The organism is Sporosarcina sp. ZBG7A (genome assembly GCF_000813425.1).
Lineage (GTDB): Bacteria > Bacillota > Bacilli > Bacillales_A > Planococcaceae > Sporosarcina.
On sequence record NZ_JWIB01000034.1, the window covers coordinates 50,270 to 66,132 of the forward strand.

The 15,863-nt window shown below is 40.4% G+C and carries 17 protein-coding genes; 5 read left to right on the forward strand and 12 right to left on the reverse strand.

The window, feature by feature from the left end; all coding sequences use genetic code 11:
- Positions 1-18 precede the first annotated feature (18 nt).
- The 3 genes from RL70_RS12585 to RL70_RS12595 form a co-directional block, all read right to left on the reverse strand.
- Positions 19-1,230, reverse strand: coding sequence for a Tm-1-like ATP-binding domain-containing protein (locus RL70_RS12585; RefSeq protein WP_039043749.1), 1,212 nt, complete (start codon positions 1,228-1,230; stop codon positions 19-21).
- A 157-nt stretch (positions 1,231-1,387) separates the two neighbouring features.
- Positions 1,388-2,584 carry a phosphoenolpyruvate hydrolase family protein gene (locus RL70_RS12590; RefSeq protein ID WP_039043750.1) on the reverse strand — a complete coding sequence of 399 codons (1,197 nt, stop codon included), beginning with the start codon at positions 2,582-2,584 and terminating at the stop codon, positions 1,388-1,390.
- A gap of 197 nt (positions 2,585-2,781) precedes the next feature.
- Entirely contained in the window at positions 2,782-3,231 is a 450-nt protein-coding gene (locus tag RL70_RS12595) for a PH domain-containing protein (RefSeq protein ID WP_039043751.1), read from the reverse strand.
- Between the two features lie 849 nt (positions 3,232-4,080).
- Between RL70_RS12595 and RL70_RS12600 the strand changes: the two genes are divergently transcribed.
- The gene (locus RL70_RS12600) at positions 4,081-5,502 is read left to right on the forward strand and encodes a YfcC family protein (RefSeq protein WP_039043752.1); all 1,422 of its coding nucleotides are present in this window, start codon (positions 4,081-4,083) and stop codon (positions 5,500-5,502) included.
- A gap of 21 nt (positions 5,503-5,523) precedes the next feature.
- The gene (locus RL70_RS12605; protein ID WP_039043753.1) at positions 5,524-6,702 is read left to right on the forward strand and encodes an amidohydrolase; all 1,179 of its coding nucleotides are present in this window, start codon (positions 5,524-5,526) and stop codon (positions 6,700-6,702) included.
- Between the two features lie 130 nt (positions 6,703-6,832).
- Here the strand turns inward: RL70_RS12605 and RL70_RS12610 are convergent, their stop codons facing one another.
- The gene (locus tag RL70_RS12610; protein ID WP_039043754.1) at positions 6,833-7,189 is read right to left on the reverse strand and encodes a glyoxalase superfamily protein; all 357 of its coding nucleotides are present in this window, start codon (positions 7,187-7,189) and stop codon (positions 6,833-6,835) included.
- Between the two features lie 53 nt (positions 7,190-7,242).
- Positions 7,243-7,509, reverse strand: coding sequence for a hypothetical protein (locus RL70_RS12615; protein WP_039043755.1), 267 nt, complete (start codon positions 7,507-7,509; stop codon positions 7,243-7,245).
- Between the two features lie 339 nt (positions 7,510-7,848).
- Here RL70_RS12615 and arr point away from each other — a divergent pair, with 339 nt between their 5' ends.
- The 3 genes from arr (at position 7,849) to RL70_RS12630 (ending at position 9,819) form a co-directional block, all read left to right on the forward strand.
- A complete protein-coding gene (gene arr / locus RL70_RS12620) occupies positions 7,849-8,265 on the forward strand; it encodes an NAD(+)--rifampin ADP-ribosyltransferase (protein WP_039043756.1) in 417 nt (138 codons plus the stop codon).
- A gap of 96 nt (positions 8,266-8,361) precedes the next feature.
- Positions 8,362-8,916 carry a dihydrofolate reductase family protein gene (locus tag RL70_RS12625; protein ID WP_039043757.1) on the forward strand — a complete coding sequence of 185 codons (555 nt, stop codon included), beginning with the start codon at positions 8,362-8,364 and terminating at the stop codon, positions 8,914-8,916.
- A 132-nt stretch (positions 8,917-9,048) separates the two neighbouring features.
- The gene (locus RL70_RS12630; RefSeq protein WP_039043758.1) at positions 9,049-9,819 is read left to right on the forward strand and encodes a sulfite exporter TauE/SafE family protein; all 771 of its coding nucleotides are present in this window, start codon (positions 9,049-9,051) and stop codon (positions 9,817-9,819) included.
- A gap of 325 nt (positions 9,820-10,144) precedes the next feature.
- Here the strand turns inward: RL70_RS12630 and RL70_RS12640 are convergent, their stop codons facing one another.
- From RL70_RS12640 to RL70_RS12670, 7 genes are all read right to left on the reverse strand, one after another.
- Entirely contained in the window at positions 10,145-10,963 is an 819-nt protein-coding gene (locus tag RL70_RS12640; RefSeq protein WP_039043760.1) for a hypothetical protein, read from the reverse strand.
- Positions 10,964-11,026: 63 nt separating this feature from the next.
- The gene (locus RL70_RS12645) at positions 11,027-11,473 is read right to left on the reverse strand and encodes an N-acetyltransferase (protein ID WP_039043761.1); all 447 of its coding nucleotides are present in this window, start codon (positions 11,471-11,473) and stop codon (positions 11,027-11,029) included.
- A gap of 321 nt (positions 11,474-11,794) precedes the next feature.
- Positions 11,795-12,844: a nicotinate-nucleotide--dimethylbenzimidazole phosphoribosyltransferase gene (gene cobT, locus RL70_RS12650; RefSeq protein WP_039043762.1), complete on the reverse strand. Its 1,050-nt coding sequence runs from the start codon at positions 12,842-12,844 to the stop codon at positions 11,795-11,797.
- A gap of 313 nt (positions 12,845-13,157) precedes the next feature.
- On the reverse strand, positions 13,158-13,682 hold the full coding sequence (locus RL70_RS12655) for a GrpB family protein (protein ID WP_039043763.1): 525 nt from the start codon (positions 13,680-13,682) through the stop codon (positions 13,158-13,160).
- A 450-nt stretch (positions 13,683-14,132) separates the two neighbouring features.
- Positions 14,133-14,429: a putative quinol monooxygenase gene (locus RL70_RS12660; RefSeq protein WP_039043764.1), complete on the reverse strand. Its 297-nt coding sequence runs from the start codon at positions 14,427-14,429 to the stop codon at positions 14,133-14,135.
- Positions 14,430-14,505: 76 nt separating this feature from the next.
- Complete coding sequence (locus RL70_RS12665) at positions 14,506-14,934, reverse strand: MarR family winged helix-turn-helix transcriptional regulator (protein ID WP_039043765.1); 429 nt, start codon at positions 14,932-14,934, stop codon at positions 14,506-14,508.
- A gap of 190 nt (positions 14,935-15,124) precedes the next feature.
- Complete coding sequence (locus RL70_RS12670; protein ID WP_039043766.1) at positions 15,125-15,763, reverse strand: nitroreductase family protein; 639 nt, start codon at positions 15,761-15,763, stop codon at positions 15,125-15,127.
- Positions 15,764-15,863: the final 100 nt, after the last annotated feature.

The window sequence follows — 15,863 nt, forward strand, 5'->3', positions numbered from 1 at the left end:
AGCCCTCATTTCTCAATGTTATTCATTCAATTTGCTTAATAAATGTGACGCCATAGCTGCTGCAAATTCTGGATCATTAATGTGTCGATCCAGCTCAATGAGTTCTACAACATCTTGATTTAGATGTTTTCTAATCGATGTGAACAATGCTTCCGTGGCTTCAGGAGAATCGAACAATTGACCTGCTCCATCTATCGCACTGACACCTTTTAACGGCAAGAACAAAGTAGTCGGCCCAGTCGTTCCGTTTAACTTTCCACTTAGTATCTTCCCTAGTTCAGCACACTCTTCAGCGGTCGTTCTCATCAGTGTGACATTAGCATTGTGCTCATATAAAGTACGATTTGCAAACTTGGAAGGAACGGTATTCATTGCCCCAAAGTTCACCATATCTAGCGCACCACAAGAAACCACTTGAGGAATGCCTTCACGTGCCGCCGCTTCTAGTCGATGAGGACCTGCAGAAAGTACACCACCTACTAACTCATCACATAGTTCAGTGGTCGTCACATCCGCTACAGCTTTGATGAACCCATCACTAATGAGAGACTCCATTGCTTGTCCACCGCTACCTGTTGCGTGGAATACTAATAATTCATATCCGTTCTCTTCAATATGTTTCTTGAGATTTTCTATACAAGTTGTCGTAACTCCAAACATACTTGCAGCGATGATTGGCTTGTCTTCAACCTCCGGAATCTCTTGTTCAATCATACCAATTAGTGCCCCAGCAGCATTTCCTAGAATTCGTCGAGAAATTTTGTTCAAACCAGCAACGTCCACAACGGAATACATCATTGTAATGTCTTTCGTTCCAACGTAAGGGTGCACGTCACCCGAAGCAACTGTTGAAACCACCAATTTCGGCATCCCGATCGGTAGTTGTCTCATAGTATGTGTAATTAGCGCTGTTCCACCAGATCCGCCCATTCCCATGACACCAACTACATCACGCTCCAAACATAACCGGTCAACTAATTTTGCAATACCTTTTGACATAACTTTCATAGCTAAACCACGATCATGTTGGCCCCGTAAAGCTGTTAAAGTATTCCCACCTAAATCAGCTACCACTTCGGCACTAAATGTAGGCGTAACTGTAGGCACACCTACTACACCTCCATCAATTAAAACTACTTCAAATCCTTTTAAAGCTATCAAATCGCGAACATACTCATATTCATCCCCTTTAGTATCAAGGGTTCCTATCAACAAAACAGTTTTCTTCAAAACAATCTCCCCCGTAGAAAAAAGTAATTGTTCAATCTGAAAAACAAAATACGAGTTGCAGTGCCAAATTTATCTACAACAATTAAATAATCTGAATATTATACATCCTACTGTTAGAATACACCCGATTCCAACAACCGTATATGTTAAATGGTACTCATTTCATGTGTTCTTGTAATCTTTCTACATATTCTCGGGGAGATTGTCCTGCATACTTTTTAAAAGCCTTACTAAAATGTGCGTAATCGCTAAATCCTGTCATGTTTGCAATTTCAGCTAGCTGGAAACAGTTCTGGCTCATAAATTCAATGGATTTATGCATTCTATACTCAATTAAATAATTACTATACGAACAACCGACTTCCTGTTTAAACACTTTACTTAAATAGGGTCTTGAAATATGTAAGAGCTGCGCCAAATCCTCTAGTGAGATTTTCGTCATATAGTTTACTGAGATATATTCCTTTACAAATTCTGCATACTCATAGTGTTTTTCAGCCCCTTCTAACATCTTTACTAAAAATTCATCCGCTCCTTTTTGTCCTACGTTCTTAAACTTTCTAATTGTCGAGGACAAAGCTTGTTCTGTAGGAATCCTTTCAAAAGAAGATCCTCCGATATATCCCATCGTTGCTGTGTTATCTTGCATATATTTCACATCTGTTGGGGTAGAAACTGGCCCTCCATAAATCATTTTAATGACTTGACGATCTTCGTGATTGCAAACGCTAAAGATTTCATTGACCACTTTTGCTCCTTCTACTAAGCTAAGTGCCTTCTTTGCGCCTAGCATCCCGCCCTTTGTAAAACCTAGATGAGCACAAATAACATCAGCTCCAGCATCCAACATCTGTCTCGCTTGCTCTTTATCAAATACAAATGCAATTGTAAACAGCCCTTGCTCATGGGCGATTTTTATCGCACTTACTTCCGTTTCATACGATATCCCTTGCTCCTCCAATGCCTCTCTAAACATCCCGTCTATCATTCCTACAGAAGGATAGTTATTAATCCCTGTAAACCCCTTTGTTTTAATTTCTTGAATGTACAGTTCTAAATTGATCAAAGGATCGGTTGCACACAGTCCAAAAACAACAGGAAACCCTTTTGCGATAGGGAGTATTTCCCTAGAACCAAACTCCATTACTAGTTTGTTGCAATTTAAATAAGGAAGATAGCCTGCTAGTGAGCTGACTCCCATTTGTCTAAAGCGACCGGAGTTTAACGCTAATATCATATCTCCTCCGCCAGCCACTGTAGATTTTGCTGATTTACCTGAACCTGAAGCCACTCCAATGATAAATTCTTTCTGGTCTACCTTATTCAATAATCTTTGCTTAATCTGTATAGTCATAGATGTGTTTTCACCTCAGCTTTTTTCTACTCCTCAAGCATCCAACAATTACCAATGTTTCACCTTGAGCTTTTACAATATAGTTAACCACATTGTAGCCTGTGAAGGAATTGCTTTCTATAGTGAGAAGCTCCAATCAGCAAATAATTCGAAAACAAAAAGAGCTCAGGCATATGCCGAACCCCTTTGTTTCTCCCTCATTTATTGGTTTCCAATACCTTTACTCTTGGATTACGAGCTAGAAGTTCTTGTAAAAATGCATCTTTGTCTCGCGGTGAAATTTTCACACTGCCGAGTAACGCATGTGTGTAAAACAATTCAAGAGCATCTACAGAAGACAGCAACCTGTAGCCTGTATAGATATCACGTGTAGTTCCTACAGTCGTAATGGTTTCATAAGGAATTTTACTTCGGAATGGTCCACCTTGTACCAACAAATAATCGGGATGAAAAACATAGCGAACAGCAAAACTGCACCATGCAATTACACCAACACTGAACAGAAACACAACGGCAAGTGTCAAAATAACTGGCCAATCGGTTCCCCCTTCTAGAAACAGTGGCCACCATGTGGCAATGCCGATTACCAACATGCAACTACCGATGAACAAAAGAAACTTCTTATCTATTTTTGGTTTAAATCCCATTGGCTTGGTCCCCTTTCCATCGAGTACTCATAATCCGTCAAGACTTCTTACGATTTTATACGATTCGTATCCTTTAAAGATTCAATTTTCATGTAATAAACCTTCACATCAATTCATCCTCATCTTTTAAGATAACTATAAAACTCTTAGATCATTTACAACCGCGAGTCAGGATGGGTACTGAACAAAAGCTGAAGTTAAGGTGATAAAAACGATCTTGTATAATGACCATTTTTACAGTCCTTACCTGTTTTATAACACATTGAGAACCACTAGAAAATCTCTATTATATGAAATCCTATATCCTTTCCCCTACTTGAATTTGAAGAGTCTCTATATATTTTCAATCGTCAGTAGAATAAATAATGATTAATTTTTCGAAATATATTGACAGCACACTAGATTCAGCATATATTCTATATAACAAATTTCCTTTCATCGGAAACAGTTTCCGTTGTACGGAAAAAGGAGTTGAGGTAAATTATTGCTCGTAGATGTATACACAGTGGACTTGCGTTTTTGTAGAGCACTAAACAAGGGGCATCAAAATTCAATACACTTTGAGTCCAACTAGAGGAAATCAAAGATGATCGGAGTTTTAGAGATAGTATAGGATTTTCTTGTCTGTAACGTGGTGGCATTAGCCCCACGAATTTGTCTAATCACACGTGGAAGCGCTTCCACAAAAAGACAGTATATGAATGAAGGAACTTTGTTAGATGCCGTTCTCTAAATAACGACGCTTTCAATAGAGTACATGCAATACAAGTACTACCTGTTATCTAAAAAAAATCGATAACAAAATAGGTTCACTTCATTTTTCATATTCGTTATCCTGGGGGGGATATTATGACAAAGCCAACAAAAGACTACTTGAACCATCAAGAACAGGAAACACCAGCGAAAGGGATTAATGCATTTGCGCTCATGTTCATTGTCATTGTCATTATGACCGTGCTCACATATATCGTGCCTGCTGGCCATTATGATCGAATTGAACAAGATGGTCGAACACTTGTGGATGCGAACTCATTTGAATTTGTCGATAGAACACCAGTTGGACTCCTTCAAATGTTTAATAGTGTGCATTTAGGTTTAATGGAAGGCTCGCATATTATTTTGTTTGTGTTCCTCTTTGGTGGTGCACTTGGAATTATGCAAGCAACAGGGGCGATTGATTCATTCATCAAGGTAGTCGCAGCACGATTCGGGAAACGTGAAATCGTCCTCATTCCATTATTGGTTCTAATTTTCGCGTTACTTGGTACGTTAATTGGCTCGGCTGAAGATACACTCGTCTATATTGCCATTATCGTTCCGATGACGATGGCGCTGCGGATGGATGCATTAACTGGCTTCGCAATTGTCATGCTCGGTACGATGGCTACCGGATTTGTAACAGGCATCACGAATCCATTTAACGTTGCTGTTGCACAAAGCATTGCTGAACTCCCGATCTATTCGGGAATGGGATTACGCATTGCGATTTTCATTGTGTTCTATCTACTAACAGTTGTCTTCATCTATAGACATGCGATGAAAGTTAAGAAAAATCCTGCAGCCGGCATCTATGGCAAGTTTGATCCGAAAGATCAAGTAGCCATAGATATGGATTTTAAAATGAGTAAAAGACATTTACTTGCCTTACTTGTCCTGCTTGCGAACTTCATCGCGCTAGTTGTAGGAGTCATTAAATTCGGATGGTACATTAGTGAAATAGGTGGTATCTTCCTTTTCAGTGCGATTATTATGGGGATTATCGGAAAGTTATCTATGAATAAGATGGCAGATGGTTTCGTATCAGGAGCACGAGAAATGGTCGCTGGGGCCTTAATTATCGGGATCGCTCAAACGATTCTTGTCGTTACGAAAGACGGTGGCTTACTGGATACGATTTTGTATTTTTCAGCTGGATTAGTTGGTCAATTGCCCGCATCTATCAATGCGATCGGAATGTTCTTTATGCAGTTAGTCATCAACTTCATCGTTCCTTCTGGAAGCGGTCAAGCAGCTCTAACGATGCCACTGATGACACCACTCGCTGATTTGATCGGCGTTACAAGACAAACTGCAGTATTCGCTTTCCAGATGGGGGATGGAATCTCAAATACCATTATTCCAACGAGCGGAGTTTTGTTAGCAGGACTCGCTATTGCTGGAATTCCGTTCACTCAATGGGTCAAATGGGTATTCCCATATGTACTTATTCAAGTCGGGATTACAATTATTTTCCTCATCATTGCACAAGCCACTAACTACGGACCATTTTAAAATAATTGGGAGGTTTTACAATTGGTTTTGAATCTAGACGCATTGCAAAAGGAAGTTATTTCATGGAGACACCATTTACATGAAAATGCAGAACTATCCCATCACGAGTATAAAACTTCGGATTATATCTATAAGACTGTTTCCGGGTTTCCAGGACTCACGGTGACGAGACCGACAAAAACGAGTGTCTATGCCGTATTGAAAGGTGGAAAACCTTCTGCTGAAACATCTCGCACAATCGCTTTCCGTGCAGATATCGATGCGTTACCTATCCATGAAGAGGCAGATATCGACTTCCAATCCAAAACCCCAGGCGTGATGCATGCTTGTGGTCATGATGCACATGCTTCTATGCTGATGGGCGCAGCGAAAGTCTTGTCTGAAAGACGCGATGAATTCAGCGGAGAAATCCGTTTCATCTTCCAGCATGCAGAAGAAGTGTCGCCAGGTGGAGCTCAAGAACTTGTCGAGCATGGCGTCATGGAAGGCGTCGATTACGTCTTTGCATTGCATGTCTATCCTTATGAAAATGCGGGCAAGTTCTCGATGCGTGCTGGTAAGATGAATGCAGCAGGAGATGACTTTGAAGTGAAAATTATCGGACGAGGTGGTCATGCCTCTACTCCAGAACTCGCTATCGACCCACTCATTATCGGGGCAGAGATTGTCACAAATATTCAGCTGATCGTCTCTCGTAAATTGCCGATCTTGCAGGCTCCTGTCATCACTGTGACAAAGTTCAATTGTGGAAACTCGTTGAATGTCATTGAAGAAAGTGCATCATTTGGTGGCACGATTCGTTCACACGATCCAGTCGTTCGAGTACAAGCTCGAGAATACTTAGACCAAGTGGTAAACGGAATCGCAAACACACATGGTGCAACCGCTGAAATCAAGTGGGATCTCGGATGTTCCGCAGTTCATAACGACTCAGAAGCAACGGAAATCACACGTCGTGCCGCAGCTAAATTAGTCGGAGAAGAGAACGTGATCGATTTGCCAGAGCCGATGTTTGGAGCTGAGGACTTTGCTGCATATTCAGAAGTAGTTCCTGCCTCCATGCAATTCATCGGTGTTCATAACGAAGACTTTGGCAAAGCCTATCCCCTGCATCATCCGAAATTCAAGATTGAGGAGACTGCTTTGCAGTATGGGGTAAATTACTTTGTAAATATCGCAGAAGAGCTTTGCGGTGAATAAGAAGATGTAAACAAAGGCGGACCCAACAAGTCACGAAATATGACTTGTTGGATCCGCCTATTTAATTGAAGCACAAGCTTACGCCACAACTGCGTCCTTTCGATGCAAATTATTACTAGTTCAGATGGGTTTATAAACGAGTACATATGCGTAATTGATTTCCATCAGGATCTACCACTGTCATCATACGGAGGCCTTCAAGATCCTCATTTGGAGGGCTAGTAATACATATATCCTTTTTACTTTTTAATTCGTTGTACCAGTTGTCAACATTAGGAACAAATAAGTGAATTAATCCACCAATTTGGCAGTCTCCAGTATGTTCAGTTAAATACATTGTCATTTCATCCTTAGTAATCTGGACAAATATAGGAAACCCGGGTTCAAATTGATGCACCCAGTCGATTTTAAAACCCATATCGTCTACGTAAAACGCGATACTTTTTGTATAGTCTGTAATACGGAACGCCGGAATCACATTTTGCATATTTACACCTCACAAATAAGTTATATGCCCTTATAAAAGACATGAATAGCCGATTATCGAATCAGTTCCTGGAGAACCATCAAGATAGGGGTGTATAGGAGCAATGGAATGAGCAAAATGACTGCCCCCATTTTTTTAGTTCCCTTTTTCAACATTAAAAGGGAGAGCAGATAAAATAGCGGATATACGATGAAAGCAATGATAAAGACGCCGTCTACAGCTTGATAGAGCTTATTTGGAACTACCAATAACACTGGAATTGCAACCAATTCCAGAACACTGAAAATGATCACAGCTCCCCATAAACTTCTTATTGTCATGCTACATCCCCGATCTCTGATAGTTTCTCAAAACGTTTTTCTTCACTTGTTATGCTACTGTCCAATCAACCTGAATAAAATCTTTGTTTGAGAACTATTTCCTTCTTAATCTTATCATCTGATTTCGAATAATGCAGTACCATAAAAAAACACTTTCCAATAAATCGGAAAGTGTCTTAATCATACACGAATATTGCATAGGGAAAGCTCCTTTGCAGTCAGAGAGCCCCCCTTTGCTTCCATTATACCACAACCGAAAAATCACTTATAGACTGTTATTCTAATACCTGCTGCCCTATACTGATACATACAAATCTGCAAGAAAAGGAGTGTAATTGAATGGACAACAAAAATACGTTACAGGAGAGTGGCCCTTTCTTTCATGGTACGAAAGCGGAATTGCAAATAGGAGACTTCCTGGAGCCACAGTACCGCTCGAACTATCAGGACAAAAAATCCAACCATATCTACTTCACCGCAACATTGGATGCCGCCAAATGGGGTGCTGAACTGGCCACGTCCGGATCCCAGGAACGAATTTACATTGTTGAACCAACAGGTGCCTTTGAAGATGACCCAAACGTGACGGACAAACGATTCCCCGGCAATCCAACACGTTCATACCGCTCTAAATCCCCGTTGAAAATAATAGCAGTGCTGGGCAAATGGGAACGCCATTCCGATGAAGAGATCAGCCGGATGCTGACAGCCTTGAACACATTGCGTGAACAAGGGAAAGCAATCATTTATGATTAATCGTAACTAGTCCTACTCTATGTACCATGCGCAGGGAGCGAGCCAAATTTCCTAAGCAAACCACTATTTACGATTATCTTCAAAGGAGAATACACCATGCAAAATTTAAAAAGGCAACGAAAAGTCATTTTGGACTTAGCCGTCACACTAGATGGATTTATTGAAGGAAAGAATGGTGAAACCGATTGGTGCATCATGGATGCTGAAATGGAGTTCAATGATTTTTTGAATCAGATCGACACGATTCTTTACGGCAGGAAAAGCTATGATTTGTGGGGACACTATCAACCTCAAAATCAGGAAGAAAGCGAACTATGGGATTTGATACACGCTAAGAAAAAGTATGTATTTTCCACAACAAAAAACGAAATCGAACAGGGAGTTATTCTTATAAACGACAACATCTCTGAAATAATCACCGATTTAAAAGCACAGCCGGGTAAAGACATCTGGCTGTATGGCGGAGCAGGTCTAATTTCAACATTCATCGACCTGGGGCTCGTTGACGAATTCAGATTATCTATACACCCGATTGCGCTGGGAGAAGGAAAACCATTGTTCGAAGATCTTAAGCAACGATTACCTTTACAACTAATGGATACAAATGTTTTTTCTTCAGGCGTTGTGCAGCTCATATATCGTACTAAGTAGTCTTTATTTTTTAGAGTAGACATTACCTGTGCACCACAAAGATTGAAAATAATTCCCATAAGTGTCTGAGTTGTGCGGTGCACAGGTGCTTTCAGTCCTTCACTAAGGGTAAGAATAATCGAGGTTTAACTTATGTCCATTTTTCTTTTTTGTATCGTCTTACTGGCCAACTTGGTGATTGGCATCTTTTTAGGGATATCCGGGATTGCCGGTTTCCTATTGCCACTAATTTACGTTGGTTTTTTACACATGCCTGTACATGACTCCCTTGCGCTAAGTTTTTTGGCGTTTGCCGTTTCGGGTGTACTCGGAGCCTACTCTTATTGGAAGATGAAACAAATGGATTTGAAACTTGCCCTATTTTTAAGTATCGGTAGCCTTCCTGGAGCTTTTTTAGGTGTTCAAATCAATGTCTTAACTTCCGATTTCCTAGTAAAGCTCTTCCTTTATCTGTTCGTTTTACTGGCGGGATTATCTATTCTGTTAAAGAAAAACAAAGGCGAGGCTGAACAAAAACGTTCATCTCTGTTAGATCATCGCCTTTTCGTAATGCTGCTTGGTTTTTTGACAGCAGTCATTTGTGCTCTGACGGGAGCTGGCGGACCGATATTATTAGTCCCGTTGCTAGCAAGTCTTGGAGTCAATATTAGAGTGGCGGTCGGCGTGGGTCTTCTGAACTCTGTCATTATCGCTATCCCTTCCATGGCTGGATACTTCTCCCGTGCCAACTTGGACTCAACCGCCATACTAATTGTTGCCAGCTTGCTTGGCACCGTTATCGGTATCTTGACAGGCACACGTATTGCAAACAAAGTTCCAATACCACAGTTAAAATTACTGATTGCAATTATCACCATCGTATCATCCGTATATATGTTGGCCACCTTAGTGTTGGGAGCTTAAATCCTAAGTATCACGGGATACCGCACAGTCCCAACACTGTTGAATTAACGAGGTTGATTCATATAAATGGAGCTTTGTGATTCAATTTAGCTACGTTAAGGTGGTTCGTGAAACTTCCTTCTTTCAGAAGTTACTTGAGAACTGCATCCGCCAATCAACAAACTTCAGCTCCTTTCTGTGCATCTTTATGAGAAAAACAAGCAACCTTCCCGCGCCTTTTTCCAGCGTAGGAAGGTTGCTTTTAATTGTGTTTATCCACGGGTGTTTGATGGAGTTCTCCTCCTGAGTTTTGGTGCTTGCATGTAGCGCGCTAGCATGCAAATCATCACTCAAATCCCCCAATGAACACATTCGATCCCATTCCATTTGAATACTTATTGTAGATGGGATCCTCAGACTCATCGAATCGATCAGCCGTAATACGAATGTACAGCGGTCCTTCCCATAAATCTTCAAGACCGCTAAAACGCTCCAAAATTTTTTCGAACTGAGCATTCGTCATTTCACCAGAGTAGTCAAAAGGTAACCACATTTCAGATTCGTCAATATCTGAACGCCCCTTAAACTGTTCCATCCATTCTTTTGCTTCCTCTTCGGATGGATTTTCCAGTCGATTTTCTCCGTACAAACTCAATAGATCAGGAAACATTTCCTGTTCATAACCTACTTGGTTAAAGACAATCTTTTCGCTTTCTTCCCAGCTCAATCCAGGGATTTCCTTCATGACTTTGTCCACTTTAGGCACTGCAGATTTATAAGCTGCGTTTGAGATTCTCTCCATTAAAACATCACCGAGTGTCATAAGACCTTCCGTACGCTCCAAGCCTAAATGATCCACACCGGCAAACCTTCTAGGCTTCGCTTCCTCATCCACATGTAAAAACGCGCGTCCTTTGTAAACGGGATCATGCTTCGTTTCATAATCGACCACAACTCTGCTTGTATCTATAGACTTTCCGATATTGTCATACTGCACTTTTCCTACTGACACGGTCAGCCCCTTATCTCGCATCGCTTCCTCGACTAGTTGCTGCGCTTCTTGCACTGTGCTTTCCTGCTTGATGAATTGCTCTGCTTCTTTTGATTGGCAGGCAGTTAATACGGACACCAAGCCTATGATTACGAGTAGATAGATGGATCTCATAGCTCCCCTTCTCTCTTCGTTCCATTAACGGTTCAGTAAGAAATTCTATCCAAGCTCTCATTACTACCCCTTCCGCATAATCTCTTCACCAGCTGTATCATATTCACCGATGAATACGAAACCGAGTGTTTCATACAAGTGAACTGCACCCCGATTCTCTTTGTAAACACTCAAGTAAATCGGTTGCTCTCCATATTCCTTCAGCACCCGTTCAATTAGCAGCTCCATAAACATACGGCCAAATCCCCTACTTTGAAACTGCTCATCAATTAGCATTCGATCTATCCAAAGATTGTGGCCTCCCTGGCTATCCTTCAAGGAGCCATACATCGCAAAGCCAACAGGCACGTTATCGACATACAAACCGACTGGCCGAAATTCCTTCCATTGCTCGGCCTCCGCTAAGCATTCTTCTATAGTTTCGATAAAGGCCCGCTGATTTTTTGCAACACGTAAGGCTAACATCTCTCTTCTATTTCCTTTACTTACGTGTCGGATGTCATAGTTCATCATTTTTTCTCCTTTTCAATATGACAGGACTGCACCATGTCACAGACATTCAACATAATCTGACTGAAACTCATCTTGAAATTCCCAATAGTCATCCTCATATTCCAGCGCAATCCTTTACTAGCAATAATATAAGATTTGAAATGAAGTCACGTACTGAAGAAAAGTTCGTCAAACTATTAAATAGAAATCGGCTATATAACAATAGAAACTTGACCGTTATGGATTCATCCTAATTCCATTTATTTCCTATCCATTTTCAAATATAGGCTTCTCTACGTCCTAATGTGGACAATATCGGTTATGAACGAAAGATAGAAACTAAATTTCCATTCCCACTTCCGCAAAAGTTGCCATATGTTTCATCATGCTAACAGCCGCCTCAATAATCGGGAAGGCTAAAGCTGCTCCAGAACCTTCCCCCAGACACATATCCATTGTTAACATCGGTTCAATTCCTAATAGCTCGCTTGCCAGTCGCCCACCTGGTTCTGCAGATGCATGGGAGGCTATGAAATATTGCTTGGCGTTAGGTTCAATAGACACTGCAATCAAGGCCGCCACTGTTGAAATATAACCATCTATCACGACAGGTATCCGATTCGCTGCTGCCCCCAGCATCACACCTGCCATGCCACCGATTTCCAACCCGCCAACCTTTGCCAGAACATCGATTCCATCATTCGGATTTGGCTTATTTTTCGTAATGGCTTTCCTAATGACCGCTGCTTTGTGCTCAATTCCTCCTGGTCCCACACCTGCCCCTTTTCCGGTAATTTCTAACGGATCGCAATTTTTTAAAACAGACAAAATAGCCGTACTCGGAGTGGTGTTGCCAATCCCCATCTCGCCTGTTCCAATCAAACGGATTCCATTTCTCGCTTCCTGATTGGCCATCTCTATGCCAACCTCGATCGATTGGATCGCTTCCTCTCTAGTCATTGCAGGACCTTTCACCATATTATCTGTTCCATGTTTAATTTTCCTTTTGACCACGCCTGCAACTTCAGGGAGTTCCCCTTTAATTCCAATATCTACCGCTATAATTTTCGCCCCTGAAACCCTACCTATTGCACACACCCCTGTCAAACCTTTTTGAAAGAGTAGAGTTTGGGCGAACGTGATCTCTTGAGGATTACTTGAAATGCCCTCATCGTATACACCATGATCAGCAGCCATCGTTATAATCGCTTTCTGATCGACTGAAGGGGTAAGTTCTTTAGTGATGCCTGCTAATTGTACGGCAATCTCCTCGAGTCTTCCTAAGCTAGTGGGAGGTTTGATCAAACTGTCTACCCGTTTCCTTGCCCTTTCCATGATCTCCTCATCCAACTTTCCAATTTTTTGTATAGTCTCATCTAACACTCTCATTTTCCATTCCCCTTTTTCCGTAAAAAGTAAAGACTCTCTTTATCTTAAGATAGCAAATATTCCGCTGAAGGAACCATCCAATCTAGTTTCGGTTTAATTTTGTATCGAACTTTCCAGTGAGATACCGCTATCCTAATTGCTTTTTACGTATGTATTATTCACTAGTATTGTTTCAATTAAATTACACTCAAGAATTTTGATACACCACTCGACTCAGTAGAAGGGCATAATCATAATCGTTCTGCGTTACATAATAAACAAGTGCACTTTCTAAATAGAATCTGGCTAATACAACATCCACTTCTAGTAAAACCTAACATTCACGGGACCACTGAGCAGCATCACATTCAATTCGTCGGATTACATCTGATTTCCCTTCTATATACTTCTCGATATCATACGGAAATTGTCCGGCTAATCGGATTTTCAACTCTCCATATTCTATCGCACGAGCAGGATGTACCCTTAAATAATCTCGAAACAAAAGATGACGAGCAATGGCAGGACTTCCTTCTTCAAAGACGTGAACGTGATGACTCCTCGCATTGCCACCCTTTTGAAAGTAACGTCTTCCTTCAATACCATTTCCACCTTTTGCTTCATACCCAATTCCATGCATCGCTCCATTCCATTCATCTACACGTGAAATCGAACGAACAACGAGTAGAAGGTCAATCACTGGCTTAGCAGACAATCCAACCACTGCTGTACTGCCGATATGATGCACTTCTAGTAGCTCCGAACCAAAAATCATTCGTAATGTAGCCGCTTCTTTTTGAAATGCAGTTCGCCATGTTGACGAGTAAGGAAGTACCTCCACTTTCCTTTTGGGCTCCATAACGCTCTTCCTTTCTATTTGAAATTGGCTAGTTATCAATGGATATTAAAATCTACTAAAACGAATAAATTCACCTCATATTATTCTGATAGTTTAGCATAGTTAGCTCCATTCTTGTCAGCACATACAAAAAACCCGCAGCATAGATCGCAACGGGATTAAACTCTGTTCAATTAAACTTGCAGGCTGAAAAAAATTATAACGGACGCCTCGCCACTTTTTTGCCGGATCAACTCTATAATAGAAAGTCAATGTCGATTTCATCAGGACACATTGGAACAACGTGAATAAAACCGATCGCGCGGTACTTGAAACACGAACCAATCTCAAGAGCCTAGTCATTGAGCTCTTTTAGATGTTAATACCTATGTTATTACTTGTGGATGTAAATGTGCATAAGCAAAAACCCAAGAATGAACTCCTTGGGATGTTTGCTATTTATAATAGAAATTATGCTTTTACAGGCTCTCCACTGAATACTTTAAGGTCCATTGGTGCAGCCAAGTAAGTTGGCGCTTTTTGAACAAAAGCAGTGAAATGCTCACTTGTATTATGGGTTGCAGTAGCTTCTAAATCGTTCCAAATTTCAACCATTGTATAATGGCAATCTTGTTCAGTAGATTTCAACAAATCATAGCTACTGTTACCTTCTTCAGCTCTTGATGCGGAAAGAAGTGTTTTGACTTCTGCCAAGAATGCTTGTTCTTGATCCGGTTTTACTTGAAGGTTTGCGTGAATAATAATCATAGTTATCCATCCTTTATATTAGATTTATAGAACTAGAAGCTTATGCATAATAAGAGCCAGTTCTTTTTCAATACTTTTAGTAGTCAACGATATTGTTTTGCATGCGATTAAGCATGTCTGATAGAGATTCTAATTCTTCCGAGTTAAAATCGTGAAGCATTTGTTTCACAAAACTAATCTTTTCTTTTTTGTAACCTACAATTTGTTTACGCCCTTCCTCGGTAAGGCGAACAAATATAACTCGATTATCGCTAGGGTTTCTTCGTCTTGTCACCATGCCATTTGCCTCAAGTTGTTTTAGATGACGAGTAATGGCACCACTATCGATATTAACAGCTTTTTGTAGGGTAGATTGATTAATTTCTTCAGTTTCATAAAGCTGGTGTAACAATTCATAGCGTGATGCGCTAATGCCTGTACATCGTTCAAATTTAGGGCTGATTTGATTATTAAGTCCATTAAGCAGACGTAAGATTTGTTCCTGATTTGATAGTGAACATCTCATAATTGACCTCCAAAATAAGTTATGAGGTCAACCTATAAGAGTGTCCACAATTAATTGACTACTCAATAATTGACCTATCAATAAATATAATACAATACTATCTAACATACAACCAAAATGATCACTAACCCAAATTTAATTGTTATAAAACTCAATAAAACATACCGAGTTAAATTCAATAGATGCTATCTTATCTCCAGTGTGTAGTTGTTTCGACTGGCAGACGATACGATTGAAAACCTTCATTGATGGCTTTACCGATGGTGATTAGCATAACTGGCATATAACGTTCTTTCTCCAGATCAAAGGTCTCAGCAATCTGGTCTTTTTCATAACCACCGATAGGATTCGTATCATATCCGTAAGCACGGGCTACTAGCATAAGTTGCATTGAGACAAGACCAGCATCCAGCATAATAGTATCTTTCATTTCTTCATCGGACATCTTTTCATAAATCGGTTTAAAAGCATTCAATTGAAATTCTTTAACTTCCTGAGGCATATATCCAAGTTCAACAGCTTTGCCGTAAATTTCTTCGGCATAGTCAAAATTATTTAAGTCTGCGAATACAGCGATTACTGCGGATGAGCTCAAGACCTTATCCTTGTTGAATCTGGAAAGAGGGGCTAGTTTTGCTTTTCCTTCCTCACTGTCAATCACAATAAATCTCCAAGGTTGCATATTAATTGACGATGGGGCTTTTGAAGCTTGAGTGATGATTTCACTCATTTCTTCATGACTGATTTTAACCGTAGGATCATATTCCTTAATAGAACGACGTCCGTTTAATATGTCATTGAAATCATTCGATTTCTGATATTTTTGCATGGTGAAAAAGCTCCTCTTCTCATTTTATATTAATTGACGAAACAATGTTTGACGCATCAATGATTGCTTCGACAACTAATATAATATGGATTTGAGAAAT